The following is a 24976-nucleotide window of genomic DNA, read 5'->3' on the forward strand; positions in this document are numbered from 1 at the left end:
CGGATGATTCGCTTTGAACAGGTCAGTAAAGCTTATCTGGGCGGACGGCAAGCCCTGCAGGGGGTAGATTTTCATCTGCGTCCGGCGGAGATGGCGTTTCTGACCGGCCATTCCGGCGCGGGGAAAAGTACCCTGCTGAAACTGATTTGTGGGATTGAGCGGCCAAGCGCCGGTCATATCTGGTTTGGCGGGCATGACATCAGCCGGTTGAAAAACCGTGAGGTGCCTTTCCTGCGCCGTCAGATCGGCATGATTTTCCAGGATCACCATCTGCTGCTGGATCGCACGGTGTATGACAACGTGGCGATGCCGCTGGTCATCGCTGGAGCCAGTACCGAAGATATCCGTCGCCGCGTTTCGGCTGCGCTGGACAAGGTCGGGCTGCTGGATAAAGCGAAGAACTTCCCTATTCAGCTTTCCGGTGGTGAGCAGCAACGCGTTGGCATTGCCCGCGCGGTGGTGAACAAGCCAGCGGTGCTATTGGCAGACGAACCGACCGGTAACCTGGACGACGCCCTGTCGGAAGGGATCCTGCGCCTGTTTGAAGAATTTAACCGCGTTGGAGTGACGGTGCTGATGGCAACCCACGACACCGGGCTGATCGCCCGGCGCAATTACCGCATCCTGACGCTGAGCCAGGGCCGTATGGTAGGGGGCACACAGCATGGCGAATAATGCAAAAACCGCCAAGAGCAAGGCACTGCGCGGTGGCTGGCGTGAACAGTGGCGCTATGCCTGGATGAACGCCATTGCCGATATGCTGCGCCAACCGCTGGCAACGCTGCTGACCGTGATGGTCATCGCCATCTCTCTGACGCTGCCGAGCGTTTGCTACATCGTCTGGAAGAACGTCAGTACCGCGGCGACACAGTGGTACCCAACGCCACAGCTGACGGTGTATCTGGATAAATCCCTCGACGATGACGCGGCGGTCAAAGTGCTGGATGCCATCAAGGCCGAGGCCGGGGTGGAGAAGGTGAACTACCTGTCGCGTGAAGAGGCGCGGGGCGAGTTCCGCAACTGGTCTGGCTTTGGCGGTGCGCTGGATATGCTGGAAGAAAACCCGCTGCCAGCCGTGGCGATTGTCACGCCGCAGATGAGTTTCCAGAGTTCCGATACGCTCACCACCCTGCGTGATCGCGTAGCGGCGGTGCAGGGCGTGGATGAAGTCAGGATGGACGACAGCTGGTTTGCCCGCCTGGCGGCGCTGACCGGATTGGTGGGCCAGGTGGCCTTGATGATCGGCATACTGATGGTGGTGGCGGTATTCCTGGTGATTGGTAACAGCGTGCGTCTGAGCATCTTCAGCCGTCGCGATACCATCAACGTGATGAAGCTGATCGGTGCCACCGACGGTTTTATCCTGCGGCCGTTCCTTAATGGTGGTGCCATGCTCGGTTTCTTCGGCGCGCTGTTATCGCTGGCCCTGTCTGGCGCGCTGGTGTGGAAGCTGGAGTCGGTAGTGACCAACGTGGCGAAGGTGTTTGGCACCACCTTTACCCTGCATGGCCTGGGTTGGGATGAGGCGCTATTGTTGCTGCTGATCTCGGCGATGATTGGCTGGATTGCCGCCTGGTTGGCCACCGTGCAACATTTACGCCGATTTACACCACAATAGTGAATTTTTGGTATACTCTTCTCCTGCTGCGGCCCGGTTGCCGTGCTGCGGGGGAAGAGCTGCCAGACCGCAATATCTCCGATCTCTTCTCAAACGCACAAATTCCCAATCAACCTGAGCTTGCATGACGTATTGTCGTCTGCACTGTGTGTGAAAACGGTGAACTTTTGGGGTTGAGCACGGTCCAAATCTGCAGCAAATGTTTAGGTGCCCGGCGTGTGGAACCGCTTTTGCAACAGCAACTGCCGCAAGATCACTAACTCCCCGCCGTGAAATCACCTGCATGACCAGTTTTATCAAGAGAGGGTTTTGAATGACCAAAGAAATGCGCACTTTAGCCTTAGTCCCACAGGGCAGCTTGGAAGCCTACCTGCGGGCAGCCAACACCTATCCGATGCTGACGGCAGAGGAAGAGCGGGAACTGGCTGAACGGCTGCATTATCAGGGCGATCTGGAAGCAGCTAAGCAGCTCATCCTGTCTCACCTGCGCTTTGTCGCTCATATTGCCCGTAACTATTCAGGGTACGGTTTGCCGGTGGCAGACCTGATCCAGGAAGGGAATATCGGCCTGATGAAGGCCGTGCGCCGCTTCAACCCAGAGGTTGGCGTACGCCTGGTGTCCTTTGCGGTGCATTGGATCAAGGCAGAAATTCACGAATACGTGCTGCGCAACTGGCGTATCGTCAAGGTGGCGACCACCAAGGCACAGCGCAAGCTGTTCTTCAACCTGCGTAAAACCAAGCAGCGTCTGGGCTGGTTCAATCAGGACGAAGTGGAGTTGGTTGCGCGCGAGCTGGGTGTCACCAGCAAAGACGTGCGTGAGATGGAGTCGCGTATGGCGGCGCAGGACATGACCTTTGACCCAACGCCGGAAGACGAAGGGCGTGACGGTCATGCCATGGCCCCAATGCTCTATCTGCAAGATAAAAGCTCGGACTTTGCCGAAGGGATCGAAGAAGATAACTGGGAAAGCAACGCCGCAGACAAACTGGCCTACGCGCTGGAAGGTCTGGACGAGCGTAGCCAGCATATCATTCGCGCCCGCTGGTTGGACGACGACAACAAGTCCACCCTGCAAGAGCTGGCCGATCAGTACGGCGTCTCTGCCGAGCGTGTGCGCCAGCTGGAAAAGAACGCCATGAAGAAACTGAAGATGGCGATCGAAGCCTGATACCGATAGCGCTAACGCTTGAAAAGCCCGGCTTGCCGGGCTTTTCTGTTTTTGTAGTTAGTTGGCTGCGCTATCAAACTCCGGTGCCGGGCAGTCGTAGCCAAATTTGGCTCCCCATTCAAATTGGGTGCCGTTCTTGATATAACGCTGATACAGCGCCCGGCCAGTCTTGGCGTCGCGGGCTATCACCCAACCTGCGGCATTACATAATACGGCGGCATAGGCCTGGCTTTTCGCTGGCAGCAGATCGGCGGCTTTTTGCGCCAGACCCGCCGCCTGCCAGCGGTAATGCAGGAAACGGTTATCCGCATCGGGCAACGATTTCTTGGCCCGAGCCGCTTCTGCCGCGCTGATCCAGCTCTTGTCTTTGATATCTTTGGTGTCGAAAGCATCCCCCACATAGGAATACCCCGCGCCATAAATATTGTAATCCGGCGTCATCTCATAACCGGTGAAATCCAACCCTTGCGAGCGCAATAGCGCCGCCGCCTGATAGTAGCTTTTGGCGCGTGCGTTCTTATCTGCCGCTTTATCCTGCGCCGCTTTCATCAGATTGGCAAAGTCCTGCGCCGTCTGGCGGTAGTTCGGAATGGCAAAGTAGTTCACCGCCTCATCATAGCGGCCAGCGCGCATCATGCGCCGTGCCAGCAATTCACGCAGTTGAACCTCTTGGGTGATCCGCTCGCCATAGTATTCATTGGGTTTGACCGGCTTGAGCGGCGTGGTGGGCGCTGGTGCATGCTTATCCACAAAGCCTTTCAGCTCATCGATCGTCAGCACCCGCTCGGCGATATCCGCCACGTCTGCCCAGTAGTTTTCTTTGCCGCGATACATCAGGTCCATCGCTTGCAGATAATCCCCCCGGTTCAGCGCCAGAATGGCCTGCTCGCCGGCAACTCGGCAATCCGGCACGATCATTTCGGCTACGAAGTCTTCGTTACGCTGTACTCCCCAGCTTTCATCCGTAGGGAATGCGGCTGCGGCTTTGGCATAGGCGGCAGTGGCGGCTTTCACATCGCCATCACGCAGGGCCATTTTGGCACGTAACCACCAGGCTAAACCGCCATCACCCGCATTTTTCAGCAGATTGGCCGCCATGGCATATTGCCCGGAACGATAGGCCAGCGCCGCCAGCCGGTCGCTACCGGTGAAACCGCTTTTAACCGAGTCATTGAGCAGCGTCAGGGTCTGATCGACAAGCTGTTTGGCGCCGGTCTCACCGTTAATGATGCCGGACATCTCCAGGTTACTGCTGCGAGCGAACAGCTCAATGGTGACCAACTGCTGCACCAGCGGATCGTGAATGGCTTGTTTTAACGCCTCTACATGCTGCGGGTTGATCAAATAGCTGGAGATATACTGCAACGAAAGCCCGCCATCGGGATCGCCTTGAGCGGCCTGCTGGGCATATAGCTGTGCTGCCGGAGCGATCTCCCTGAGCCACAAATGAATACGTGCTTGCTGGCCCAGACTACTCAGCGCCAGTTGATCGGGATCGGCGGTACCATTTTTCACCTGCTCGATCACCTGCTGGAAGACGGCTTGGGCTTGTTCAAGCTGAGCTTTCTCGGGGAGGATCACCACCGGCTTGGCCCCAGACTCGCTTTCCGGCGTGCCATGATCGTCCATCAGCAGACGGCCAAGCGAGTATTGTGCCCGTAATCCCCATGCTCCCTGCTCGGCGGCTGGCAACGCCAACACCTGCTGGAAATATTGCGACGCCCGGGGATCTTCTGCGGCAAAGGCTACTGCCCCCAGCGTATATAAGCGCGCGGCATTAGATAGCCCTTGCGCATTCACCGCGTCGGCTTCTTCTACGGTCTGTGTCGCCCGCATCTGGGTAATAGCTTGCTGTTCCGGCGAGAGGGGCATCGGTTTTGGCGGTATCGCCGGGGCCGGAGCATGCCAGCGTGGCAACTGTGGATCTACCGGCACCAGGCGGGTGGCTTCGAAAGCGAAGTTGCCCTCTGGCATAAGCAGCAGGGTGCCGTTGCGGTTAACCAGCAGGCGGTTGGGGAAGTTTGGCCCACAGGCCTGGCCGCTCAGCGGTATCATCAATGCCGCAGCGATCAGGGATGCTAACGGAAGTGCACGGCGACGGCGCCCTGCTACGTGCAAATCAAGGTATGACATGGGTGCCTCCTGGCGTGATCTGTTGGCAGCGTAGCCAGCCCAAGGGGCGTGATTGCCCTGCTCGTAGCTGATCGCCGCTAATGCGGATAAAGCGTTGGGGTTCCGATGGCGTTGCCAACTGGTAATGACCTACCGCGTCAGCAGCCAGGCAACCTTCGGCCTGAATGTGGATCTCACGGGGTAACGGGGCATCCACCGGTCCCTGATTCTCAATAATCAAATCATACAACCCATTTTGCTGTGGCTGCGGCAAAAACTTAACCTGCCAGTTAGTGAGCAATGGCTGATGTTGGATCACTGCCCGTAGCGTCGCCATCGACCAGGCGCGGCGATCGGTTTCCAGTGGCAGGCGGAACCAGATAATGCCGCGCAGACGTGGCAGTGGGCGTTGTGCGAGCTGCTGCAAAAAATCGGCAACCTGCTGCGGTGCCACGGTCAGTTCCTGGATCTTGCCCGCCACGCGCTGTGAGACTTCGCTTTCAACCAGAGCCCCCTGGGCATCGAACCCTAGCAGAGCCATGCCGTAGGCCGGCAGGGCAATACGGAAGGGTTTAGGGCTAAGGCGCGCGTACTGGCGTGTCCACTCCTGCGCCAACCGGCCATCGAATAAGCCTTGGGTGGGAGAGAGCACCGCATGTAGCTGAAGCACCGAACTGTCTACCTGTCGCAGCACGCCGGGCAGTGCCGGGGAGCCGATCCAGGCGGGCAGGGCGGTGATGCCAAGTTGTAATGAAGGGGGAAGTCGTTGGCGCAGTTGACGCAGAAATTGTTGATATTTGGGCAGCCGTGCAGTGGCGGCGTCATGGTCGATTTCCACGCCAATCACCGGTAAACCGGCCGCCTGCCAGCGTTGCAGCTGTTGTTGCAGACGGGCATAGATGGCGGCCTCATCCAACTGCATCAATTGCCCGTCTACCCGTACCACCAGCCATAGCGGGCGGCCATCCTGTTTCAGCAGGGTGGTATTGACCGTGATGTCCCTGAAACCCTCACGGGGATGCGCCTGCAAGCCCAACACACGCAGGGTAGCAAACAGGTCATGGCTGGCGGCCAGCGCCTCGGCATGCTGAGGTGTCCACACCCTTTGCCAAACGTAGGTCTGCTGATCCCAAGGCTGATGAAGATTCATTGCCTGGTAGCGCCCTGCAAACCAGGCCATTATTGCGAGCAGCGTGACGACGCTCAGAGCTATCCAACGTTTCATTTTTGCCAGCAATCGCCCTGAGCCTGGAAACCGCAGGCGCGCATAAAGTTGCCGACCTCACCACGTTCACGTGCGGCCAACCCGGTAGTAGCCAGTTGCCAATGCTGCACCTGTGGCAATTGGCGTTGGGCATCTTCTATCAGATACAGTCCCACCCCTCGGCGGCGTGTCACTTCGCGCACCAGCAGATCGTGCAATTGGGCGTTCTGGCCCTCTATCTCGATTTTTACCGCCCCCAGCAGCCGCTCGTTAAATCGGGCGGCAAACAGCGCTTTACCCTCCTCCAGCCAGCTTAGCCACTGCGCAGGCTGTTGATGTGGCCAGATTTTACCAAGGTCGATAAGGTCTTGTGGGGACAAACTGGTCAAGCGTTCAATGGTCAGTTTCATGCCGGATTTCCGCACCGATAAGGAATGTCGACAGTGTAATGGATCTTGCACAGCGCGTTGTGTAAGTTTTTCTATACGAGGTCTGCGCGAAATGTTTTTTGCTGTGGACATTTTCCGAGTAAACGATTGGTTAATGAGGTGTTAACCAGCATATCACGCTGTTCCTTACGCTAAACAGCGCAGAATTAATCCGGATTTTATCCTGTTTACACCGCTTGTTTCTGGCATTGAGAGTTGCTTTGCAGAAGAAAACTCCTGTTTAATGGCATGAAAAATAAAGTCTTATTAGAAAATATTGTCGCGAATCTACCTAAATCATTATTACTTATAGATAAAAGCGATTTACCGGCGTTTCGCAAGCCACGGTCAGTTGGCCGTTACTTGCAATCTGCCGGGCAGAAACAATGATTAGGTGTGACAAATACAACAGAAACACTCACAACGACAGATGGGGATTATGCGGATGAAATTAACAAAGGGTAAAGCGCTGCTGGCCGGTTGTATCGCGATGGCTATCGGCCATGTCGCTGTGGCAAAAGACATCAAGATTGCCGTAGTGGGCGCCATGTCCGGCCCGGTGGCGCAGTATGGTGATATGGAGTTCACCGGTGCGCGTCAGGCGATTGCCGATATCAACGCCAAAGGCGGGATCAAGGGCGATAAGCTGGTGGCGGTAGAGTATGACGATGCCTGCGACCCGAAACAGGCGGTGGCGGTAGCCAACAAGGTCATCAATGACGGCATTCGTTACGTGATCGGCCACCTGTGCTCGTCTTCGACCCAGCCGGCTTCCGACATCTATGAAGACGAAGGCGTGATCATGATCACCCCGGCGGCGACCAACGCCGATCTGACCACCCGTGGTTACCAGATGATCCTGCGTACTACTGGCCTGGATTCCGATCAAGGCCCAACGGCTGCCAGCTACATCCTCAACGAGATTAAACCCAAGCGTATCGCCGTGGTCCACGACAAGCAGCAATACGGTGAAGGGCTGGCGCGTTCAGTGCGTGACAGCCTGAAAAAGCAGGGTACCGACGTCGTGATGTTTGAAGGTATCACCGCCGGGGATAAAGATTTCTCTACCCTGGTGGCTCGCCTGAAGAAAGAAAACGTCGATTTCGTCTACTTCGGCGGTTACTACCCGGAGATGGGGCAGATCCTGCGTCAGGCCAAACAGGCGGGCATGACGACTCGCTTCATGGGGCCGGAAGGTGTGGGTAACTCCTCGCTGTCCAACATCGCCGGTGCCGCGTCTGAAGGCATGCTGGTGACGCTGCCAAAACGTTACGATCAGGTGCCAGCCAACCAGCCGGTGGTTGATGCATTAAAAGCCAAGAAGCTGGATCCGACTGGGCCATTTGTCTGGACCACCTATGCAGCACTGCAATCGCTGGTCACCGGCATGGAGCGCAGTGGTAGCCAGGAACCGGCAGATATCGTCAAAGATCTGAAAACCGGCCAACCGGTGGCAACCGTGATGGGGCCACTGAGCTGGGATGATAAAGGCGACCTGAAAGGCTTCGAGTTCGGGGTGTTTGAATGGCATGCCGACGGCTCATCAACGCCGATTAAATAAGCCCGTTTAAGGTGGCCTCGGCGCTTTTTGGGCGCGGAGGCCACCTCGACAGCAAAATCTACAAACCGGGAATTCTCGGTGCCTGCAACGTCAGCAGGCCGTTGGGCCGCTCTTTGTCGGCCAGTACAACACCTTAGAAGGTCAGAGTATGTCAGAGCAGTTTCTCTATTTTCTGCAGCAGATGTTCAACGGCGTGACGCTGGGCAGCACCTATGCATTGATCGCCATCGGTTACACCATGGTCTACGGCATTATCGGCATGATCAACTTCGCCCACGGCGAGGTATATATGATCGGCAGCTATGTCTCCTTTATCGTGATCGCCGCCCTGATGATGATTGGCATCGACGTGGGTTGGCTGCTGATTGGCGCAGCGTTCCTGGTGTCGATCGTGATTGCCAGCGCCTATGGCTGGAGCATCGAGCGGGTGGCCTACAAACCGGTGCGCAACTCCAAGCGCCTGATTGCGCTGATTTCCGCCATCGGGATGTCGATATTCCTGCAAAACTACGTCAGCCTGACGCAGGGGTCACGTGATGTGGCGCTGCCAAGCCTGGTCACCGGCCAGTGGGTACTGGGTGAGAGCAACGGCTTTGCCGCGACCATCAGCACCATGCAGCTCATCATCTGGGTGGTCACCTTCCTGGCGATGCTGGCATTGACGATGTTTATCCGTTATTCGCGTATGGGCCGTGCCTGCCGGGCCTGTGCGGAAGATTTGAAGATGGCCAGCCTGCTGGGCATCAATACCGACCGGGTGATTTCGCTTACCTTCGTGATCGGCGCGGTGATGGCGGCGGTGGCGGGCGTGTTGCTCGGCCAGTTCTACGGCGTGATCAACCCTTACATCGGCTTTATGGCCGGGATGAAAGCCTTCACCGCTGCGGTACTGGGCGGGATTGGCAGCATTCCTGGGGCGATGATCGGCGGGCTGGTGCTGGGCGTGGCTGAAGCGCTCACCTCGGCCTATCTGAGCACCGAATACAAAGACGCGGTGTCCTTCGCCTTGCTGATTGTGGTGTTGCTGGTGATGCCAACCGGTATCCTTGGGCGTCCGGAGGTTGAGAAAGTATGAAACTCGGTCTGCTTAACGCCTGTATTGCCACGGTCGTGCTGTTTGTCATGGCCTCCTTCCTGATGGGGATGCAACTGAGCCTCGACGGCACCAAGCTGGTAGTGCACGGCGCTGCCGAAGTGCGCTGGATGTGGATTGGGATCGGTTGTGTGGTGGTATTTTTCTTCCAACTGCTGCGTCCGCTGATGCAGCACGGGATGAAGAAAATCTCCGGCCCGGCGTTCGTCTTACCCAGCTTTGACGGTTCCACCATGCGCCAGAAGGTGCTGGCAGCGGCGATCATCATTGCCGCCGTCGTCTGGCCGTTCCTGGTGTCGCGCGGCACGGTGGATATCGCTACCCTGACGCTGATCTACGTGATGCTGGGGCTGGGCCTGAACGTGGTGGTCGGTCTTTCCGGTCTGTTGGTGCTGGGTTACGGCGGTTTTTACGCCATCGGTGCCTATACCTATGCATTGCTGAACCATTATTACGGCCTGGGATTCTGGGAAAGCCTGCCGCTGGCGGGGATCGTCACTGCCATCTTCGGCTTCCTGCTCGGTTTCCCGGTGTTACGCCTGCGGGGAGACTATCTGGCGATCGTCACGCTCGGTTTTGGTGAAATCGTCCGCATCCTGTTGCTGAACAACACCGAAATTACCGGCGGGCCGAACGGCATCAGCCAGATCCCGAAACCCACCTTTTTTGGTCTGGAGTTTAACCGCAGCGCCCGCGACGGTGGCTGGGATACCTTCCATAACTTCTTTGGCCTGAAATACGATCCCAGTGACCGCATCGTGTTCCTCTATCTGGTGGCGTTGCTGCTGGTGATATTGACGCTGTTTGTGATTAACCGCCTGCTGCGTATGCCGCTGGGCCGTGCCTGGGAAGCGTTGCGCGAAGATGAGATCGCCTGCCGTTCACTGGGCTTGAGCCCGACCAAAATCAAACTGACCGCCTTCACCATCAGTGCCGCCTTTGCCGGTTTTGCCGGCACGCTGTTTGCCGCACGTCAGGGGTTTGTCAGCCCGGAATCCTTCACCTTTGTGGAGTCGGCCTTTGTGCTGGCGATCGTGGTATTGGGCGGCATGGGCTCACAGTTTGCGGTGATCCTGGCGGCGATCCTGCTGGTAGTGTCCCGTGAGATGATGCGCGATCTGAATGAATACAGCATGTTGCTGCTGGGGGCGCTGATGGTGTTGATGATGATTTGGCGGCCACAGGGGCTGCTACCGATGAAACGCCCGCAGTTGAAGCTGAAAGTGGCTGATATCAAAGCCGTGAAGGGGGAGCAGGCATGAGTACTCAACCTTTACTGGCGGTAGCCGGGCTTTCGATGCGTTTTGGTGGTTTGCTGGCGGTAAACAACGTCGCGCTGGAACTGCATCAAGGTGAGATTGTTTCGTTGATTGGTCCGAATGGCGCGGGCAAGACCACGGTGTTCAACTGCCTGACCGGATTCTATCGCCCGACCAGTGGCACCATCAAACTGCGCGATCGCCATCTGGAAGGGCTTTCCGGCCAGACCATTGCCCGCATGGGCGTGGTACGCACCTTCCAGCACGTGCGGCTGTTCCGTGAAATGACGGTGATTGAAAACCTGCTGGTGGCCCAACATCAGCATTTGAAAAGCGGCGTGTTTGCCGGTTTGCTGAAAACCCCGGCGTTCCGCCGTGCAGAGGCCGATGCGCTGGAGCGTGCGGCGGTGTGGCTGGAGCGTGTGGGCCTGTTGGAGATGGCTAACCGTTCGGCGGGTAATCTGGCCTATGGCCAGCAGCGTCGGCTGGAGATCGCCCGCTGCATGGTAACGCGCCCGGAACTATTGATGCTGGATGAACCGGCGGCGGGCCTGAACCCGAAAGAAACCGATGAGCTGGATCACCTGATCGTCGAGCTGCGTGACCAGCACCAGGTGTCGGTGCTGTTGATTGAGCACGATATGAAACTGGTGATGGGGATTTCCGATCGCATCTACGTGGTGAATCAGGGAACGCCGTTGGCGCAAGGCACACCGGCAGAAATCCGCAATAACCCGGACGTGATCCGGGCCTATCTGGGCGAATAAGCATATGTTGTCATTTAATCAGGTTTCCGCCCATTACGGCAAAATCCAGGCGCTGCACCAGGTCAGCCTGAACATTCAACAGGGGGAGATCGTCACCCTGATCGGCGCCAACGGTGCCGGTAAAACCACCCTGCTAGGCACGCTATGCGGCGACCCAAGGGCCAGCGAAGGGTCCATCACCTTGATGGATCAGGACATCACCCAGTGGCAGACAGCGCGCATCATGCGTGAGGCCGTGGCGATCGTACCGGAAGGGCGGCGGGTGTTCTCACGCATGACGGTGGAAGAGAACCTGGCGATGGGCGGTTTCTTTGCCGATCGCGAGCAGTATCACCAACGCATCGAGCGGGTATTTACCCTGTTTCCACGCCTGCTGGAGCGCCGTAGCCAGCGCTCTGGCACCATGTCAGGTGGCGAGCAGCAGATGCTGGCGATTGGTCGTGCGCTGATGAGCCAGCCGAAGTTGTTGCTGTTGGACGAGCCTTCACTTGGGCTGGCCCCCATCATCATCCAGCAGATTTTCGATATCATCCAGCAACTGCGCGAAGAGGGGATGACCATCTTCCTGGTGGAACAAAACGCCAACCAGGCACTAAAACTGGCGGATCGTGGTTATGTGCTGGAAAACGGCCGCGTGGTGTTGGAAGATACGGGGGCCGCATTATTAGCAAACGAAGCAGTACGCTCGGCCTATCTCGGTGGTTGAACCATCGGCAATATACGTATTTTAACGATTACGAGAACAAGCAATGAAGACAGAAGGACTACTCGCGCAGCGCATCGTAAAGGTCAAAAGCTCGGCAATCCGCGAATTGCTCAAGCACAGCAAAATGGAAAACGTCATTTCGCTGGCGGGTGGCATTCCCTCTGATGCGCTGTTTGACTTCGAAGGATTGAGCATTGCCACCCAGCAGGCCATTACCGAGCAGCCAAAAAGCGCGTTCCAATATGGGCTGACCGAAGGCAGCGAACTGCTGCGTGAAGGCATCTGTACCCTATGCGCACAGCGTGGCGTTAATGCCAGGCCGGAAGATATCGTGGTGACCGCAGGCTCCCAGCAGGCGTTGGATCTGGTGATGCGTGCGGTGATTAACCCCGGTGATGTGTTTGTAGTAGAGCGCCCGACCTATCTGGCAGCGCTGCAAACGCTGGAACTGGCGGAAGCCAACGTCATGTCCGTCTCTTCAGACAGCGACGGCATGGTGGTTGATGAACTGGCTGAACTGCTGAAAACCCAGAAGATCAAAGGGGTATACGTGGTGCCGAACTTCGGCAACCCGAGCGGCCTGACCCTGAGCGCCGCACGCCGTGAGCAGTTGGTGAAACTGGCGGTGGAGCATAACTTCCTGATTATCGAGGATGACCCGTACGGCGAGCTGCGCTTCACCGAAGAGCGTAATGCTACGCTGTATCAGGTTTCGCAGCAGGTACTGGGCCATACCGAAAACATTATCTATACCTCCACCTTCTCCAAAATCCTGGCTCCGGGCCTGCGCTTGGGTTGGGCCATCCTGCCGCCATTCCTGCTGCATAAAGTGGCGATCATCAAGCAGGCGGCGGATCTGCATGCCAGCGCGCTGTCGCAGAGCATCGTCGAATGTTACCTGGGGCTGGATCGTTTACCGGCGCAGATCGAAAAGATCCGCGCGGCCTACAAGCACAAAGGCGAGATCCTGGCCGGGCTGGTGGAAAAAGAGCTGGGTGATGTGATCAGCTTTGATATGCCGAAAGGCGGCATGTTCCTGTGGGCGCGTTTCCGTCAGCAATTCGATGCCACCGAGTGGCTGAAAACCACCCTGAAGCAGGGCGTGGTGTTTGTGCCGGGAGAATACTTCTTCTCTGAAAAACCGGATCGCTCTACCTTCCGTCTGTCGTTTGCCACGGCAACCGAACAACAGATGCAAGAGGCCGTCGCCCGCCTGCGTCGCTCGCTGTAATCTCTCTGCGGCGGTGGGGTGAATTCCCTGCCGCCGACATCAAACCGTCATCTGCACTTCCCCCTTCCGTCATCTTGTTGTCATCTAACGGTTATTTTTCTGTCATCCGCGCATGGCATGTTTAGCATCCGAACAAAAACTGTTTCTTTTCGCTCACGCGTTTTGATCACACCAGCTTTTTCAGGAGTTAGGCATGTTTGCTCACGCGATTAAAAAAACCACGTTGTGCGTTACCTTGGCCCTGGCGGTCAGCGGCCATGCAATTGCTGCCACCGAGATCCCATTCTGGCATTCGATGGAAGGGGAACTGGGCGCTGAAGTGGACTCTCTGGCGGACCGTTTCAACCAAACTCACAGCGATGTGAAGATCGTCCCGGTTTATAAAGGCAACTACGAACAAAGTCTGGCGGCGGGCATTGCCGCCTACCGTTCCGGCAAGGCTCCGGCGATCCTGCAGGTCTACGAAGTGGGCACCGCCACCATGATGGCGAGCAAGGCGATCAAGCCGGTGTATCAGGTGTTCCAGGAGTCGGGCGTCAAGTTCGATGAATCGGTGTTTGTGCCGACCGTGGCCGGTTACTACACCGATAACAAGAGCGGCCATTTGCTGTCCCAGCCTTTCAACAGCTCCACCCCGGTGCTGTATTACAACAAAGACGCCTTCAAGAAAGCGGGCTTGAACCCGGATCAGCCACCGAAAACCTGGCAGGAGCTGGCGGCTGATGCGGCCAAACTGCGCGCGGCTGGCATGAAGTGTGGTTACACCAGCGGTTGGCTGGGTTGGATCCAACTGGAGAACTTCAGCGCCTGGCATGGCGTGCCGTTCGCCAGTGAAAACAACGGCTTTGGCGGCACCAATGCCAAGCTGGAGTTCAACCAGCCGCTACAGGTGAAACATATTCAGTTCCTGCAAGACATGAACAAGAAGGGCGATTTCACCTACTTCGGCCGCAAAGACGAACCTACCGAGAAGTTCTACAACGGCGACTGCGCCATGGCGACCGCCTCTTCCGGCTCGCTGGCCAGCATCCGCAAATACGCCAAGTTTGACTTCGGCGTGGGCATGATGCCTTTTGATGCTGACGCAAAAAATGCACCGCAGAACGCCATTATCGGCGGGGCCAGCCTGTGGGTGATGAACGGCAAAGACGCGGCGACCTACAAAGGCGTGGCGGAATTCCTGCAATATCTGGCCCAGCCTGAGATTGCCGCCGAATGGCATCAGAAGACCGGCTACCTGCCGATCACCACTGCCGCCTTTGATATGACCAAGCAACAGGGCTTCTACGACCAGAATCCAGGGGCTGATGTGGCCACCCGCCAGATGCTGAACAAGCCACCGTTGGCATTCACCAAAGGGCTGCGCCTGGGCAATATGCCGCAAATCCGTACCGTGGTGGATGAAGAACTGGAAAGCGTGTGGACCGACAAGAAAACCCCGCAGCAGGCGCTGGATGCCGCGGTACAGCGCGGTGACGTGTTACTGCGCCGCTTCGAAGCCTCCACCAAGTAAGCGTCAGATTGGGCGATATTCTGCCAAACGACATCGATCCACTCCCTCTCCTTTCGGAGAGGGTTGGGGTGAGGGGCTGATACCGGTCCTCATCCATATTTAACGGTTAACCCTATGTCATCATCCCGTCCCGGCTTTGGCTGTAGCTGGCTGCCCTATATGTTGGTGCTGCCACAGCTGCTGATCACCGTCGTATTCTTCCTGTGGCCTGCCGGTCAGGCGCTGTGGTACTCGGTACAAAGCGTCGATCCGTTCGGCCTCTCCAGCCAGTTTGTCGGGTTGGACAACTTTACACAGCTGTTCCAGGACCCGTATTACCTGGACTCTTTCTATACCACGTTACTGTTCAGCTTCCTGGTGGCCGGTGTTGGCCTGCTGGTATCGCTGTTCTTTGCCGCGCTGGTGGACTACGTGCTGCGCGGCAGCCGCTTCTATCAGACGTTGATGATCCTGCCTTATGCGGTTGCCCCTGCGGTAGCGGCGGTGCTGTGGATCTTCCTGTTCAGCCCCGGTATGGGCCTGATCACCCATGTGCTCGCCGGTTTTGGTTACGACTGGAACCATGCGCAAAACAGCGGCCAGGCAATGTTCCTGGTGGTGTTGGCATCGGTGTGGCAGCAGATCAGCTATAACTTCCTGTTTTTCCTGGCCGCTTTGCAATCCATCCCACGTTCCCTGGTGGAAGCGGCTGCGATCGACGGGGCAGGCCCGGTACGGCGTTTCTTCAACCTGGTGCTGCCGCTGATCACGCCGGTGAGTTTCTTCCTGTTGGTGGTGAACCTGGTGTATGCCTTCTTCGATACCTTCCCGGTGATCGACGCCGCTACCGGCGGTGGGCCGGTGCAATCGACCACTACGCTGGTGTACAAAATCTATCGTGAAGGCTTTGCCGGTCTGGATCTGTCCAGCTCGGCGGCGCAGTCGGTGGTGCTGATGCTGTTGGTGATTGGCCTGACGGTGATCCAGTTCCGCTTTGTCGAACGTAAGGTGCGTTACCAATGATTGAGAACCGACGCGGGCTGGATATCTTCAGCCATACGATGCTGATTGTTGGCGTGCTGGTGGTGCTGTTCCCGCTGTATGTGGCCTTCGTGGCCGCTACGCTGGACGATCAGCAAGTGTTCCAGGTGCCGATGACGCTGGTCCCTGGCGGACACCTGTGGGACAACGTCCGCCATATCTGGCAGGGCGGTGTGGGCACCCTCAAGGTGCCGTTCTCGATGCTGCTGCTTAACAGCGTGATCATGGCGCTGGCGATCACCTGCGGCAAGATCGTGGTTTCGGTGCTGTCCGCCTATGCCATCGTCTATTTCCGTTTTCCGCTGCGCAGCCTGTTCTTCTGGCTGATCTTCATGACGCTGATGCTGCCGGTCGAGGTGCGTATCTTCCCGACGGTGGAAGTGATCTCCAACCTCAACCTGCTGGACAGCTACACCGGCCTCACGCTGCCGCTGATGGCCTCGGCCACGGCCACCTTCCTGCTGCGTCAGTTTTTTATGACCCTGCCGGATGAGCTGCTGGAGGCAGCCCGTATCGACGGTGCCGGGCCGATGCGCTTCTTTTGGGACATCGTACTGCCGCTGTCGAAAACCAATCTGGCGGCGCTGTTTGTCATCACCTTCATCTACGGCTGGAACCAGTACCTGTGGCCGATCCTGGTCACCAGTGACGCCTCGATGAGCACGGCGGTGGCGGGGATCCGCAGCATGATTTCCACCTCCGGCGCACCGACCCAGTGGAATCAGGTGATGGCGGCAATGATGTTGACTTTAATCCCGCCGTTGGCGGTGGTTCTTCTGATGCAGCGCTGGTTTGTGCGCGGTCTGGTTGATAGCGAGAAGTAACGAATATGGCAGGTTTAAAACTACAGGCGGTCACCAAGTCTTACGACGGCAAAACGCCGGTGATCAAGCAGATCGATCTCGACGTGGCTGACGGTGAATTTATTGTGATGGTTGGCCCCTCCGGCTGTGGCAAATCGACGTTGTTGCGGATGGTGGCAGGGCTGGAGCGCACCACCAGCGGGGATATCTATATCGATAGCCAGCGCGTGACCGATCTGGAACCGAAAGATCGCGGCATCGCCATGGTGTTCCAGAATTACGCGCTGTATCCGCATATGAGCGTGTACGACAATATGGCCTATGGCCTGAAAATCCGTGGCTTTGGCAAACAGCACATCCGCCAGCGAGTGGAGGAAGCCGCGCGTATTCTGGAATTGGAACCCCTGTTGCAGCGCAAACCGCGTGAGCTTTCCGGTGGCCAGCGCCAGCGGGTGGCGATGGGGCGTGCGATTGTGCGCGAACCGGCGGTGTTCCTGTTTGATGAGCCGCTCTCCAACCTGGACGCCAAATTACGCGTCCAGATGCGCCTGGAATTGCAGCAGTTGCATCGCCGCCTGAAAACCACCAGCCTGTATGTCACCCACGATCAGGTTGAAGCGATGACGCTGGCGCAGCGGGTGATCGTGATGAATAAAGGCGTGGCGGAGCAAATCGGTACGCCGAGTGAGGTTTATCAACGCCCGGCGACGCTGTTTGTCGCCAGCTTTATCGGCTCCCCGGCGATGAACCTGCTACCCGGCACGTTGAGTGCGGATGGCAAACAACTGCACCTGGCCGGTGGTATGGCGCTGGATCTGCCAGAGCCTCGGCCACAGTGGGGTGGACAGGAGTTGACGTTGGGTATCCGACCGGAGCATATTCAACTGAGTACGCGCGAGCAGGGCGGCATTCCGTTAGAGCTGCAAACGCTGGAGTTGCTCGGTGCCGATAACCTGGCACATGGGCAATGGGGGAGTGCAGGCGTGATCGTCCGCCTGAGCCATGAAACCCTGCCGCCTGCGGGCAGCATCCTGTATTTACAGCTGCCTGCGTCGGCGCTGCACTTTTTTGCTACCCATAGCGGAACACGGATGGATTGATGACTACAGCCTGGCCTTATCCCCATATTGTCGCCCATCGCGGCGGCGGTTCTCTGGCACCGGAAAATACCCTGGCCGCGATTGATGTCGGCGCGCGTCATGGCCATAAGATGATCGAGTTTGACGCCAAACTGGCGCAGGACGGGCAGATTTTCCTGCTGCATGATGACACGCTCGAACGCACTAGCAACGGCTGGGGCGTGGCGGGAGAACTGCCATGGGAAAAGCTGGTAGAACTGGATGCCGGCGACTGGTACAGCTCGGCCTTTAAAGGGGAGCGTTTGCCGCTGCTGTCGGACGTGGCGGAGCGCTGTAAGCAGCACGGCATGATGGCCAATATTGAAATCAAGCCAACCACCGGCAGTGACGAGGAAACCGGCCGGGTGGTGGCGTTTGCCGCCAGCATGTTGTGGCAAGGGCAAACCGATCCGCTGCTTTCTTCGTTCTCGGTGGAAGCCCTGGCGGCAGCACAGCAGACCGCCCCAGAACTGCCGCGTGGTCTGTTGCTGGACAAGTGGGATGACAATTGGCGTGCGCTGACCGAGCGCCTGGGCTGTGTCTCGCTGCATATTAATCATAAAGAACTGACCGCCGAGCGTGTCGCGGCGCTAAAAGACGCCGGGCTGCGTATTCTGGTGTATACCGTCAATCAACCAGAGCGGGCACGTGTATTACTAAGCTGGGGCGTTGACTGTATTTGTACCGACCGGATAGATTTAATAGGCCCCGATTTTTCAAACGGTTAGTTCCTTATTCCTGGGCGATAATGCCTCCTTTCAAAGGGGGAGTGAGTCAGCCGGTGCGCGGGGTTAGTATCCGTTTTTCGGGGATAGGGTGTCTCGAACGCCTCACTGACGCGACAAGGTTCTATCAAAACGACGCGCAGGGTACTGACCAATCCGTTGATCCTTACCATGAGGGGGGTGAGAGGGTCGCCGGGAGTGGGGCCTGTGGCACCACGGGAGGCGTGTTATTAAATGGATTGCGCGGCCCTCCGCCGTTTTGCAGCATCGTATTGCGGTTAGCGTTCATTGGCCGCATCGGGTTGCCACCTGGGTTATCTGACAGCATTTTGGGTTGGTTCATCTTGAGCGGATAACCTTGCTGCTGATGGCGTTGTTCCATTTGCTGATTGTTCAGGACGCGCTGTTGCTGCCACTGCTGGTCACTGTGGTGAAGAAACTGCTGTTGCTGACTGAGTGTGGTAACGCCGTTTTCCGCCACCGCCAACCAGGGCAGCAGCAGTAAGGCGAACAGTCGTTGATTGTGCATGAGATCCACTCCGGCTATCCCCACCTCTGAACGCTGATTACGGCCCAGCAAACGCCTGGGCCGAAGGATGAAAGCAGCTATTGAGCGCCGGGGATGAGGTTGTCCTGCTATTTCGACTCAGCTTCTATTATTGCCCAAATTTCCTCTTCCGCCACAATTTCACTGTGGTCTTTGATCAAATCCCATAGGCCAATCTTGCCGTCTGCGTTGAGCGTAACGATATAGCGGCAGCCGGTTTTCAATGCGTTGCTGTGCTGGCGCTTCAGCTTTGAGCCGCTGAAATCACTGAGGAGCTTCAGCTGTGGCAGATGTTGACGAATACGGTTGGCCAACAGCAGGGCGGGGATATTCGCCGTTGCCTCCTCATAGGTGACGACAATGTCAGGTTTATTGGTGATATTCTTGTTACTGTCCACTGATTGGATCAATAACAACAGGCGTTCAATACCGATAGCGAAACCGGAGGCGGGTAACCCTTTGTTGCTGAAGAGTTCCACCAGCCCGTCATAGCGGCCACCGCCGCAGACCGTGCCCTGAGAACCTAACTCGTCGGTGATCCACTCAAACACCGTGCGCGTGTAGTAATCCAGGCCTCTTACCAGACGCGGGTTGACGATATACTCAATGCCTGCCTGATCCAACAACTGACACAGGTCGGTAAAATGTTGTCGAGACTCCTCACCCAGAAAATCCAGCAGCCGCGGTGCGTTTTCAAGCATCTCCTGCATGTCCGGATTTTTACTGTCCAGGATCCGCAGCGGGTTGGTTTCCAGGCGATTCAGACTGTCTTCATCGAGTAATTCCTTATGTTGCAGGAAATACTCAATCAGTTCGCGACGGTGTTCTTTCCGCTCCGGCAGCGTACCCAGTGAGTTAATCTCCAGGCGAATATAGCGATCGACCCCTAGCGCCTTGAAGAGATCTTTGACCATATAGATTAATTCTGCGTCGATATCCGCGCCTGGCATACCGAAGGTCTCTACGCCAAATTGGGTGAACTGACGCAGTCTGCCCTTTTGAGGTCGCTCATAGCGGAACATCGGGCCTTGATACCAGAGGCGTTGCGTGGTGTTGTAGCACATGTTGTTTTCGATAACCGCGCGTACGCAACCGCTGGTTCCTTCCGGGCGTAACGTAATATGTTCGCCATTCTTGTCCCGGAAGTTATACATCTCTTTTGAGACAATGTCGGTAGACTCCCCAACGGCACGTTCGAACAGCGCAACGGGTTCCAGAAGCGGTAGGCGCACCTCCTGGTAACCATAACGATAGGTGATATTCCGGACCTTGCTTTCCAACCACTGCCAGAGGGGCGTTTCTTCGGGAAGAATGTCTCTCATTCCTCTAATTGACTGAATCTTCACTATTGTTGTTCCTTATACACTGTATCAACAAGGTACCTGCCGCCGGTGTTGCCAGCAGATATTGGCGCAGAAGGCCCATTGCCCAAGCGCCGTTCTGAATGTAGTGCGCTGAGCGTTGAACCTTCGGTAAACGTTGATGAGGCCTGTTGCCGCATAATGAACAGCAGATACAAGGGTATCGTTACCATCTGCAAAATGATTCCCCAGAAGAGCGGTTGCGTCCCGGCACCCGCCAGTGCGACGGCAACGAAAGCCAGTCCGAGCAGGCTCAGGCTGCTATAAATGGCAAATTGTCGGCCGCGTCTGAGCTTTTTGGTCACCATTACCACGGGCAGAGAAACGGCGGCAAAGGCATAGGGGATCAGGCAGGCGGAGATGGCCAGAATAATGATGGTCCTGAACTGTTGTTCCAGATGGGGAGAAATGGTGAGCAAGATAACGCCAGTCATCAGACAGGCCGTACAAATCAGCCCCTTGTAGGGGACCCCGTGTCGGTTGGTGACGGCAAACATTTGAGGGAACAAACCGGCTTGTGCGGCGGTTCTTGGCACTTCTGTTTGCAGGATCTGCCAGCCTGGCATGGCACCCAGGCAAGCGATTATCGCCATGGCTGAAATACAGTTGCCCGCCGTGCTTCCCCATAACAACCTGGCGGTATCGGCAAAGGGTGAGGTTGAGGCGATCAGCTGTTGGTGAGGCAGGATCCCCATAATGACATTGCTGGAGCTAACGTAACAGAGTGCGGCAATCCCTAACCCGCAAATCGTTGCCAATGGAATATTGCGCTTGGGTTTGATAATCAACGCTTCTGAAACCGATGCGGACTCGAGACCTAAAAATCCCCATAGCGAGATAAGCGCTGCGCTCAGGATGGCATGCGTATTACTTTGCCCTGTGACGTTATAGGTTTGTGTATAGAGACTGTAATCGAAGTGGAACCAGCCTAAAGTACCGATACCGAGCACGACAACCAGCATGCATGTCCCGGTAAAAATTTGTGCATAACCAACGACCCTGGCACCCTGTAACCCCAAGGCGACAAAGATCCACAGGATAGCGATACAGGCCAGGGAGGCATGGAGAGGATGATGTAGCGTAGGGAAGAAATAGGCGAGGTAGCCCACGCCGGAAACCAGCAGGGCGCAATTGCCTATCCAGGTAGAAAGCCAGTAAAACAGTGTCGTTTGCAGCCCGATGTACGGGCCAAAAGCGTTGCCGATATTGGCGATGACACCGCCTTTGCAAGAGGTCAGTTCGCTGACTTTGACGAATACCAGGGCAAGCGCGAGTGCGCCACAGAACGTTAACGCCCATCCCCAAACAGAAATCGAGCCGATTTGCGCCAATGAGCTGGGCAGCATAAAAACGCCGCTTCCCATCATATTGGACGTCGTCATTATGGTTAGAGCCGTAAGCCCCATGCGGTTGGTGGTTTGGCGGTTTGAACCCATGTCATTTTATCTTCACTGAGGTAGCTACAGCGACCAAAGATGCAAGGCATAATGCACGCCGAAGGCAGAGTGACCTGCCAGTCTGTTATTGCATCATTTGCTCAATCTGTTTAGGTTAATAGGTGTTGCCGGTGTGATTGGCGTCAGAGCCGGCAACGCAAGTAAGAAAGGGGCAGTGAGAGATCCTCACTGCTTTTTTTTATGCCGCGTTGGCGCGGCTGTCGGCGATGATGTCATCGATCAAGGCGTCAATCTGGCTGGTATCCAGATGGTGAGCCGTTGTGATGAGGTGGGCGACCTCGTGTGAGGTTGCCAGGCAGTGTTTTCTCCACACGGCTTCGGATGGGCAAGGGAAAACGACGGTAATGGAGTTTTTGTTGCGCCAGGCGTTAATTCCGGCTTTTTGCATACGATCAACCGCGTACTGCGCCATGTGCAAGCTGCGTTCGATACGGCGTTGCCAGTCTGCAAGGCTGTGGCTTTTGATTGCCTCCCACATCATCATCGGCGTATGGCCGTTGCGAGAACCGGTGATAGTTTTATCGTGTGCGGAAATGTAATCAATTTCTACCGAGATACGATCGACATTTTTTTTCTTGGCCACGACAATCCCGCATGGGATCGGAGAGCCGATCATCTTGTGACCAGACACGCCTATCGAATCGATGCCATCGGCAAACGTGAAGCCTTGCGGTTCATCAACAAACGGTAAAATCATCCCGCTTAATGCTGCATCTGCATGCAGATAGTAATCCTCACGTTTGAAGCCGGCCTCTTTCAGACGTTGCTGAATAAGATGAATATCATCGATAGCGCCCCGAACGGTAGTACCGATATTGGCAAAGATAATCGGGTGTTTTTCATTGTCTTTGGCAATCTTGGCCATTAAATCATCGTAATCGACCTCACCGTTAGGTAATGATTCAACAACCTGTGATTTAATTCGTAACAGTTTGACAATTTTAGCCACGGAATAATGCGTGTCTTTAGAATAGTAGAGTGTACCATCCGGGAAAATCTCACGGCCCAGATAACAACCGAACATATTACTTTCGGTACCACCGTTTGTGACGTACCCCCAGCTTTCCTCAAAGGGAATTTTGAACAGTTCGGAGAAGTACACCATTACCTCTTTTTCAAACTCAAAGGAGTTTAAAAGATAGTTGCAATACTCACTCCAATCGCCACAGTTATTAATGGAAAATCGCATGAAACGCTCCAGCAGCGTATAATCAAAGTCTGCTGATTCAGGGTAGCCAATATTAAAATATTGGTTTTTTACACAATAAGACCAGAATGCATCAAGTTTATTTTGATCGGCAATTGATAACGTCATTTTTAATCTCTCTATTCAATGATTGGTTTAAACAATGTCACTCAAGATCTTTTATCAAGATAAAGTACGTCAGCTCCTTTTTTACTTCGCCCTGCGGCGACAAAACAGAAGAGTGGAATGGTCAGCATCATCATGACGATGCCCCAGTACATGGAGTCCGAACCTGAACCCAGCAGGGCAAATATGCTGTAGACCATCCCGATAACGACCATCACGCTATAAAACATAAAGGCGCGCCCACGGTTTAATTTTTTGGAAACCATGATGATGGGTAGAGAAATCAGTGCATACATGTAGGGTAACAACGACGCGAATACCGACATCAGGATAACCACTTCAAACTGTTTCGCCAGGTTTGGCGACGCTGTCATCAGCAATACGGCACTCATTAGTACGCCGGTAAAAATCAGGCTCTTCATCGGCACGTCATTTTTATTTGCATCGGCGAAGAACTGAGGGAACAATCCCTGCTGAGCACCCGCACGTGGCCCTTCAGACTGAAGGATCAGCCAGCCGGAAATGGAACCAAAACAGGCGATAATACTGAGCGCGGAGGCGATGTTGCCAGCGGTTTCGCCGAACATGTAACGTGCGGCATCGGCAAAAGGGGCTGCCGAGTTGACCAATTCACTATGAGGAACCAGGCCCATAATGACCGAGCAACTGCCCACATAGCACACAGAGGCAATCAGTAAACCGTAGACTGTTGCTCTTGGCACGGTATATTCCGGTTTTTCAACCTGACCGCTGGAGACTACGGCGGACTCTACCCCGAGAAAACCCCATAGTGCGATAGATGCGGCAGTGATAATTGCGGATGAATTGCTTTTTCCCGTGCCGTTATACACCTGGGTGAACATATGTGGGTCAAACCAGAACCAGCCGACCACACCAACACCAAGAACGACAACCAGCATGCAGCCTGCGGTAAAGGATTGTGCGCGGCCAGCCACTCGGGCACCAAAGCTGGCAAGAACGATAAAGCCCCACAAAATGACAATGGCGACAATACTGCCAATGGTGGGATCACGCAGTTGGGGGAAGAAATAGCTAAGATAACCCACGCCTGCCACCAATAGGGCAACGTTACCCACCCAGGCACTGATCCAGTAACACATTGTAGTCTGGAAGCCGATGAATGGACCGAATGCATCGCTGGCATAGGCGACAATCCCACCGTTCCGTGGCGTAATCAGACTGGTTTTGGCAAAAACCAAAGCCAGAGCAATAACGCCAACAATGGTCAATAACCAGCCCCACAGTGATATATAGCCAACACCGGCGAGGTTGGTTGGTAGCATAAATACACCTGACCCCATCATATTCGATGCAGTAACAAGTGTAAGCGCTACAACCCCCATTTTGTGGGCTGAACTTGCACTTACTGATCCCATATTAAATGTCCTATAAGTAGCATTAGAATGAAGTGAATACAGGCGATGTATCACTAAGACAGAGGGATTCTAAGAACTGAACAGGCTCATAACGTGATCTGGATCACGCTCAATGGGGGAGGCGTTTTTAATCTGTGCAAATTACGTCCTTTTTTTTTCTAAAATACCAAAAAGCACTCTGTCCCATTTAATATTTGCTTTTTTAATGCGGTTTTATTCTTGGGTAATATACTTGCGTTAGCAATAACATTATTAAAACATATTTATCACAAAACATTTGATAATCGTCAATCTCTTTTTGTAACGATAATTACATTGACAATGACACAATAAATAATCAAGTATTTAAACGATTTTGACACCGAGTCTATCAGTAAGTTTTGTTAATTGATTTTTAGAGCAATAACGATAAGCCAACAATTAAAGATAGAAGATAAATATGTCAAGAAGAGAGCGAATTTATATACCAGGATTACCTCAGCTCATTCAGCTCAAGGGCCATAATAATGAAAGATTATTTATTGATCATGAAGATTTTCAATCATTCCTTAACTTTCTGGATAGCGCACTAAC

The 24976-nt window shown here is 55.3% G+C and carries 22 protein-coding genes; 14 read left to right on the top strand and 8 right to left on the bottom strand.

Features of this window, described 5'->3' with window-relative positions:
• The first annotated feature begins 3 nt into the window (after nt 1-3).
• The 3 genes from ftsE to rpoH all read left to right on the top strand — a co-directional run bounded on the left by ftsE (nt 4) and on the right by rpoH (nt 2789).
• Nucleotides 4-675 carry a cell division ATP-binding protein FtsE gene (gene ftsE, locus ABIE29_RS14340; protein WP_094982265.1) on the top strand — a complete coding sequence of 224 codons (672 nt, stop codon included), beginning with the start codon at nt 4-6 and terminating at the stop codon, nt 673-675.
• A complete protein-coding gene (ftsX, locus tag ABIE29_RS14345; RefSeq protein ID WP_021181504.1) occupies nt 665-1618 on the top strand; it encodes a permease-like cell division protein FtsX in 954 nt (317 codons plus the stop codon). Before ftsE ends, ftsX begins: the two co-directional genes overlap by 11 nt.
• Before the next feature lie 313 nt (nt 1619-1931).
• Entirely contained in the window at nt 1932-2789 is an 858-nt protein-coding gene (rpoH, locus tag ABIE29_RS14350; RefSeq protein ID WP_021181503.1) for an RNA polymerase sigma factor RpoH, read from the top strand.
• A gap of 57 nt (nt 2790-2846) precedes the next feature.
• Here the strand turns inward: rpoH and ABIE29_RS14355 are convergent, their stop codons facing one another.
• Genes ABIE29_RS14355 through panM form a run of 3 tightly spaced genes read right to left on the bottom strand, consistent with a single transcriptional unit; the run spans nt 2847 to nt 6515 of the window.
• Nucleotides 2847-4922: a hypothetical protein gene (locus ABIE29_RS14355; RefSeq protein ID WP_429619414.1), complete on the bottom strand. Its 2076-nt coding sequence runs from the start codon at nt 4920-4922 to the stop codon at nt 2847-2849.
• On the bottom strand, nt 4909-6126 hold the full coding sequence (locus ABIE29_RS14360; protein ID WP_429619415.1) for a DUF3142 domain-containing protein: 1218 nt from the start codon (nt 6124-6126) through the stop codon (nt 4909-4911). The genes ABIE29_RS14355 and ABIE29_RS14360 overlap by 14 nt, the downstream gene beginning before the upstream one ends.
• Nucleotides 6123-6515, bottom strand: a complete 393-nt coding sequence (gene panM / locus ABIE29_RS14365; RefSeq protein ID WP_429619416.1) for an aspartate 1-decarboxylase autocleavage activator PanM — start codon at nt 6513-6515, stop codon at nt 6123-6125. Before panM ends, ABIE29_RS14360 begins: the two co-directional genes overlap by 4 nt.
• A 463-nt stretch (nt 6516-6978) precedes the next feature.
• On the opposite strand from panM, the gene ABIE29_RS14370 reads away from it, so the two are divergent.
• From ABIE29_RS14370 to ugpQ, 11 genes are all read left to right on the top strand, one after another.
• Nucleotides 6979-8094 carry a branched-chain amino acid ABC transporter substrate-binding protein gene (locus tag ABIE29_RS14370; protein WP_429619417.1) on the top strand — a complete coding sequence of 372 codons (1116 nt, stop codon included), beginning with the start codon at nt 6979-6981 and terminating at the stop codon, nt 8092-8094.
• Nucleotides 8095-8242: 148 nt separating this feature from the next.
• Entirely contained in the window at nt 8243-9169 is a 927-nt protein-coding gene (livH, locus tag ABIE29_RS14375) for a high-affinity branched-chain amino acid ABC transporter permease LivH (RefSeq protein ID WP_021181499.1), read from the top strand.
• Entirely contained in the window at nt 9166-10449 is a 1284-nt protein-coding gene (locus tag ABIE29_RS14380; RefSeq protein ID WP_024529578.1) for a high-affinity branched-chain amino acid ABC transporter permease LivM, read from the top strand. Before livH ends, ABIE29_RS14380 begins: the two co-directional genes overlap by 4 nt.
• A complete protein-coding gene (gene livG, locus ABIE29_RS14385; protein WP_179251101.1) occupies nt 10446-11213 on the top strand; it encodes a high-affinity branched-chain amino acid ABC transporter ATP-binding protein LivG in 768 nt (255 codons plus the stop codon). Before ABIE29_RS14380 ends, livG begins: the two co-directional genes overlap by 4 nt.
• Before the next feature lie 4 nt (nt 11214-11217).
• Nucleotides 11218-11919: a high-affinity branched-chain amino acid ABC transporter ATP-binding protein LivF gene (livF, locus tag ABIE29_RS14390; protein WP_021807790.1), complete on the top strand. Its 702-nt coding sequence runs from the start codon at nt 11218-11220 to the stop codon at nt 11917-11919.
• Nucleotides 11920-11962: 43 nt separating this feature from the next.
• The gene (locus ABIE29_RS14395; protein WP_429619418.1) at nt 11963-13150 is read left to right on the top strand and encodes a PLP-dependent aminotransferase family protein; all 1188 of its coding nucleotides are present in this window, start codon (nt 11963-11965) and stop codon (nt 13148-13150) included.
• A 193-nt stretch (nt 13151-13343) separates the two neighbouring features.
• On the top strand, nt 13344-14663 hold the full coding sequence (gene ugpB, locus ABIE29_RS14400) for a sn-glycerol-3-phosphate ABC transporter substrate-binding protein UgpB (protein ID WP_429619419.1): 1320 nt from the start codon (nt 13344-13346) through the stop codon (nt 14661-14663).
• A gap of 114 nt (nt 14664-14777) precedes the next feature.
• Nucleotides 14778-15665: a sn-glycerol-3-phosphate ABC transporter permease UgpA gene (gene ugpA / locus ABIE29_RS14405; protein ID WP_429619420.1), complete on the top strand. Its 888-nt coding sequence runs from the start codon at nt 14778-14780 to the stop codon at nt 15663-15665.
• Nucleotides 15662-16507 (top strand): sn-glycerol-3-phosphate ABC transporter permease UgpE, encoded by an 846-nt coding sequence (gene ugpE / locus ABIE29_RS14410; RefSeq protein ID WP_429619421.1) that lies wholly within the window; start codon nt 15662-15664, stop codon nt 16505-16507. The genes ugpA and ugpE overlap by 4 nt, the downstream gene beginning before the upstream one ends.
• 5 nt (nt 16508-16512) lie before the next feature.
• Entirely contained in the window at nt 16513-17586 is a 1074-nt protein-coding gene (locus ABIE29_RS14415; protein ID WP_429619422.1) for a sn-glycerol-3-phosphate import ATP-binding protein UgpC, read from the top strand.
• Nucleotides 17586-18332, top strand: a complete 747-nt coding sequence (ugpQ, locus tag ABIE29_RS14420; protein WP_429619423.1) for a glycerophosphodiester phosphodiesterase — start codon at nt 17586-17588, stop codon at nt 18330-18332. The genes ABIE29_RS14415 and ugpQ overlap by 1 nt, the downstream gene beginning before the upstream one ends.
• Nucleotides 18333-18495: 163 nt before the next feature.
• Here ugpQ and ABIE29_RS14425 read toward each other — a convergent pair whose 3' ends face one another.
• The 5 genes from ABIE29_RS14425 to hdcC all read right to left on the bottom strand — a co-directional run bounded on the left by ABIE29_RS14425 (nt 18496) and on the right by hdcC (nt 24403).
• Entirely contained in the window at nt 18496-18858 is a 363-nt protein-coding gene (locus ABIE29_RS14425; RefSeq protein ID WP_429619424.1) for a hypothetical protein, read from the bottom strand.
• A 107-nt stretch (nt 18859-18965) separates the two neighbouring features.
• Entirely contained in the window at nt 18966-20225 is a 1260-nt protein-coding gene (gene hisS / locus ABIE29_RS14430) for a histidine--tRNA ligase (protein ID WP_429619454.1), read from the bottom strand.
• Nucleotides 20222-21673, bottom strand: a complete 1452-nt coding sequence (locus ABIE29_RS14435; RefSeq protein ID WP_429619425.1) for an amino acid permease — start codon at nt 21671-21673, stop codon at nt 20222-20224. Before ABIE29_RS14435 ends, hisS begins: the two co-directional genes overlap by 4 nt.
• Nucleotides 21674-21872: 199 nt before the next feature.
• Nucleotides 21873-23009 (bottom strand): histidine decarboxylase, encoded by a 1137-nt coding sequence (locus tag ABIE29_RS14440; protein WP_429619426.1) that lies wholly within the window; start codon nt 23007-23009, stop codon nt 21873-21875.
• 41 nt (nt 23010-23050) lie between these two features.
• A complete protein-coding gene (gene hdcC, locus ABIE29_RS14445; protein WP_429619427.1) occupies nt 23051-24403 on the bottom strand; it encodes a histidine-histamine antiporter in 1353 nt (450 codons plus the stop codon).
• Nucleotides 24404-24976: the final 573 nt, after the last annotated feature.

Origin of the sequence: Serratia sp. 2723, from assembly GCF_050434425.1 — a bacterium.
GTDB lineage: Bacteria > Pseudomonadota > Gammaproteobacteria > Enterobacterales > Enterobacteriaceae > Chania.

Excerpts from the sequence above, each read along its gene's own strand:
- ftsE (WP_094982265.1), top strand. The coding sequence starts at position 4 with ATGATTCGCTTTGAACAGGTCAGTAAAGCTTATCTGGGCGGACGGCAA.
- ftsX (WP_021181504.1), top strand. The coding sequence starts at position 665 with ATGGCGAATAATGCAAAAACCGCCAAGAGCAAGGCACTGCGCGGTGGC.
- rpoH (WP_021181503.1), top strand. The coding sequence starts at position 1,932 with ATGACCAAAGAAATGCGCACTTTAGCCTTAGTCCCACAGGGCAGCTTG.
- ABIE29_RS14355 (WP_429619414.1), bottom strand. The coding sequence starts at position 4,922 with ATGTCATACCTTGATTTGCACGTAGCAGGGCGCCGTCGCCGTGCACTT.
- ABIE29_RS14360 (WP_429619415.1), bottom strand. The coding sequence starts at position 6,126 with ATGAAACGTTGGATAGCTCTGAGCGTCGTCACGCTGCTCGCAATAATG.
- panM (WP_429619416.1), bottom strand. The coding sequence starts at position 6,515 with ATGAAACTGACCATTGAACGCTTGACCAGTTTGTCCCCACAAGACCTT.
- ABIE29_RS14370 (WP_429619417.1), top strand. The coding sequence starts at position 6,979 with ATGAAATTAACAAAGGGTAAAGCGCTGCTGGCCGGTTGTATCGCGATG.
- livH (WP_021181499.1), top strand. The coding sequence starts at position 8,243 with ATGTCAGAGCAGTTTCTCTATTTTCTGCAGCAGATGTTCAACGGCGTG.
- ABIE29_RS14380 (WP_024529578.1), top strand. The coding sequence starts at position 9,166 with ATGAAACTCGGTCTGCTTAACGCCTGTATTGCCACGGTCGTGCTGTTT.
- livG (WP_179251101.1), top strand. The coding sequence starts at position 10,446 with ATGAGTACTCAACCTTTACTGGCGGTAGCCGGGCTTTCGATGCGTTTT.
- livF (WP_021807790.1), top strand. The coding sequence starts at position 11,218 with ATGTTGTCATTTAATCAGGTTTCCGCCCATTACGGCAAAATCCAGGCG.
- ABIE29_RS14395 (WP_429619418.1), top strand. The coding sequence starts at position 11,963 with ATGAAGACAGAAGGACTACTCGCGCAGCGCATCGTAAAGGTCAAAAGC.
- ugpB (WP_429619419.1), top strand. The coding sequence starts at position 13,344 with ATGTTTGCTCACGCGATTAAAAAAACCACGTTGTGCGTTACCTTGGCC.
- ugpA (WP_429619420.1), top strand. The coding sequence starts at position 14,778 with ATGTCATCATCCCGTCCCGGCTTTGGCTGTAGCTGGCTGCCCTATATG.
- ugpE (WP_429619421.1), top strand. The coding sequence starts at position 15,662 with ATGATTGAGAACCGACGCGGGCTGGATATCTTCAGCCATACGATGCTG.
- ABIE29_RS14415 (WP_429619422.1), top strand. The coding sequence starts at position 16,513 with ATGGCAGGTTTAAAACTACAGGCGGTCACCAAGTCTTACGACGGCAAA.
- ugpQ (WP_429619423.1), top strand. The coding sequence starts at position 17,586 with ATGACTACAGCCTGGCCTTATCCCCATATTGTCGCCCATCGCGGCGGC.
- ABIE29_RS14425 (WP_429619424.1), bottom strand. The coding sequence starts at position 18,858 with ATGCACAATCAACGACTGTTCGCCTTACTGCTGCTGCCCTGGTTGGCG.
- ABIE29_RS14435 (WP_429619425.1), bottom strand. The coding sequence starts at position 21,673 with ATGGGTTCAAACCGCCAAACCACCAACCGCATGGGGCTTACGGCTCTA.
- ABIE29_RS14440 (WP_429619426.1), bottom strand. The coding sequence starts at position 23,009 with ATGACGTTATCAATTGCCGATCAAAATAAACTTGATGCATTCTGGTCT.
- hdcC (WP_429619427.1), bottom strand. The coding sequence starts at position 24,403 with ATGGGATCAGTAAGTGCAAGTTCAGCCCACAAAATGGGGGTTGTAGCG.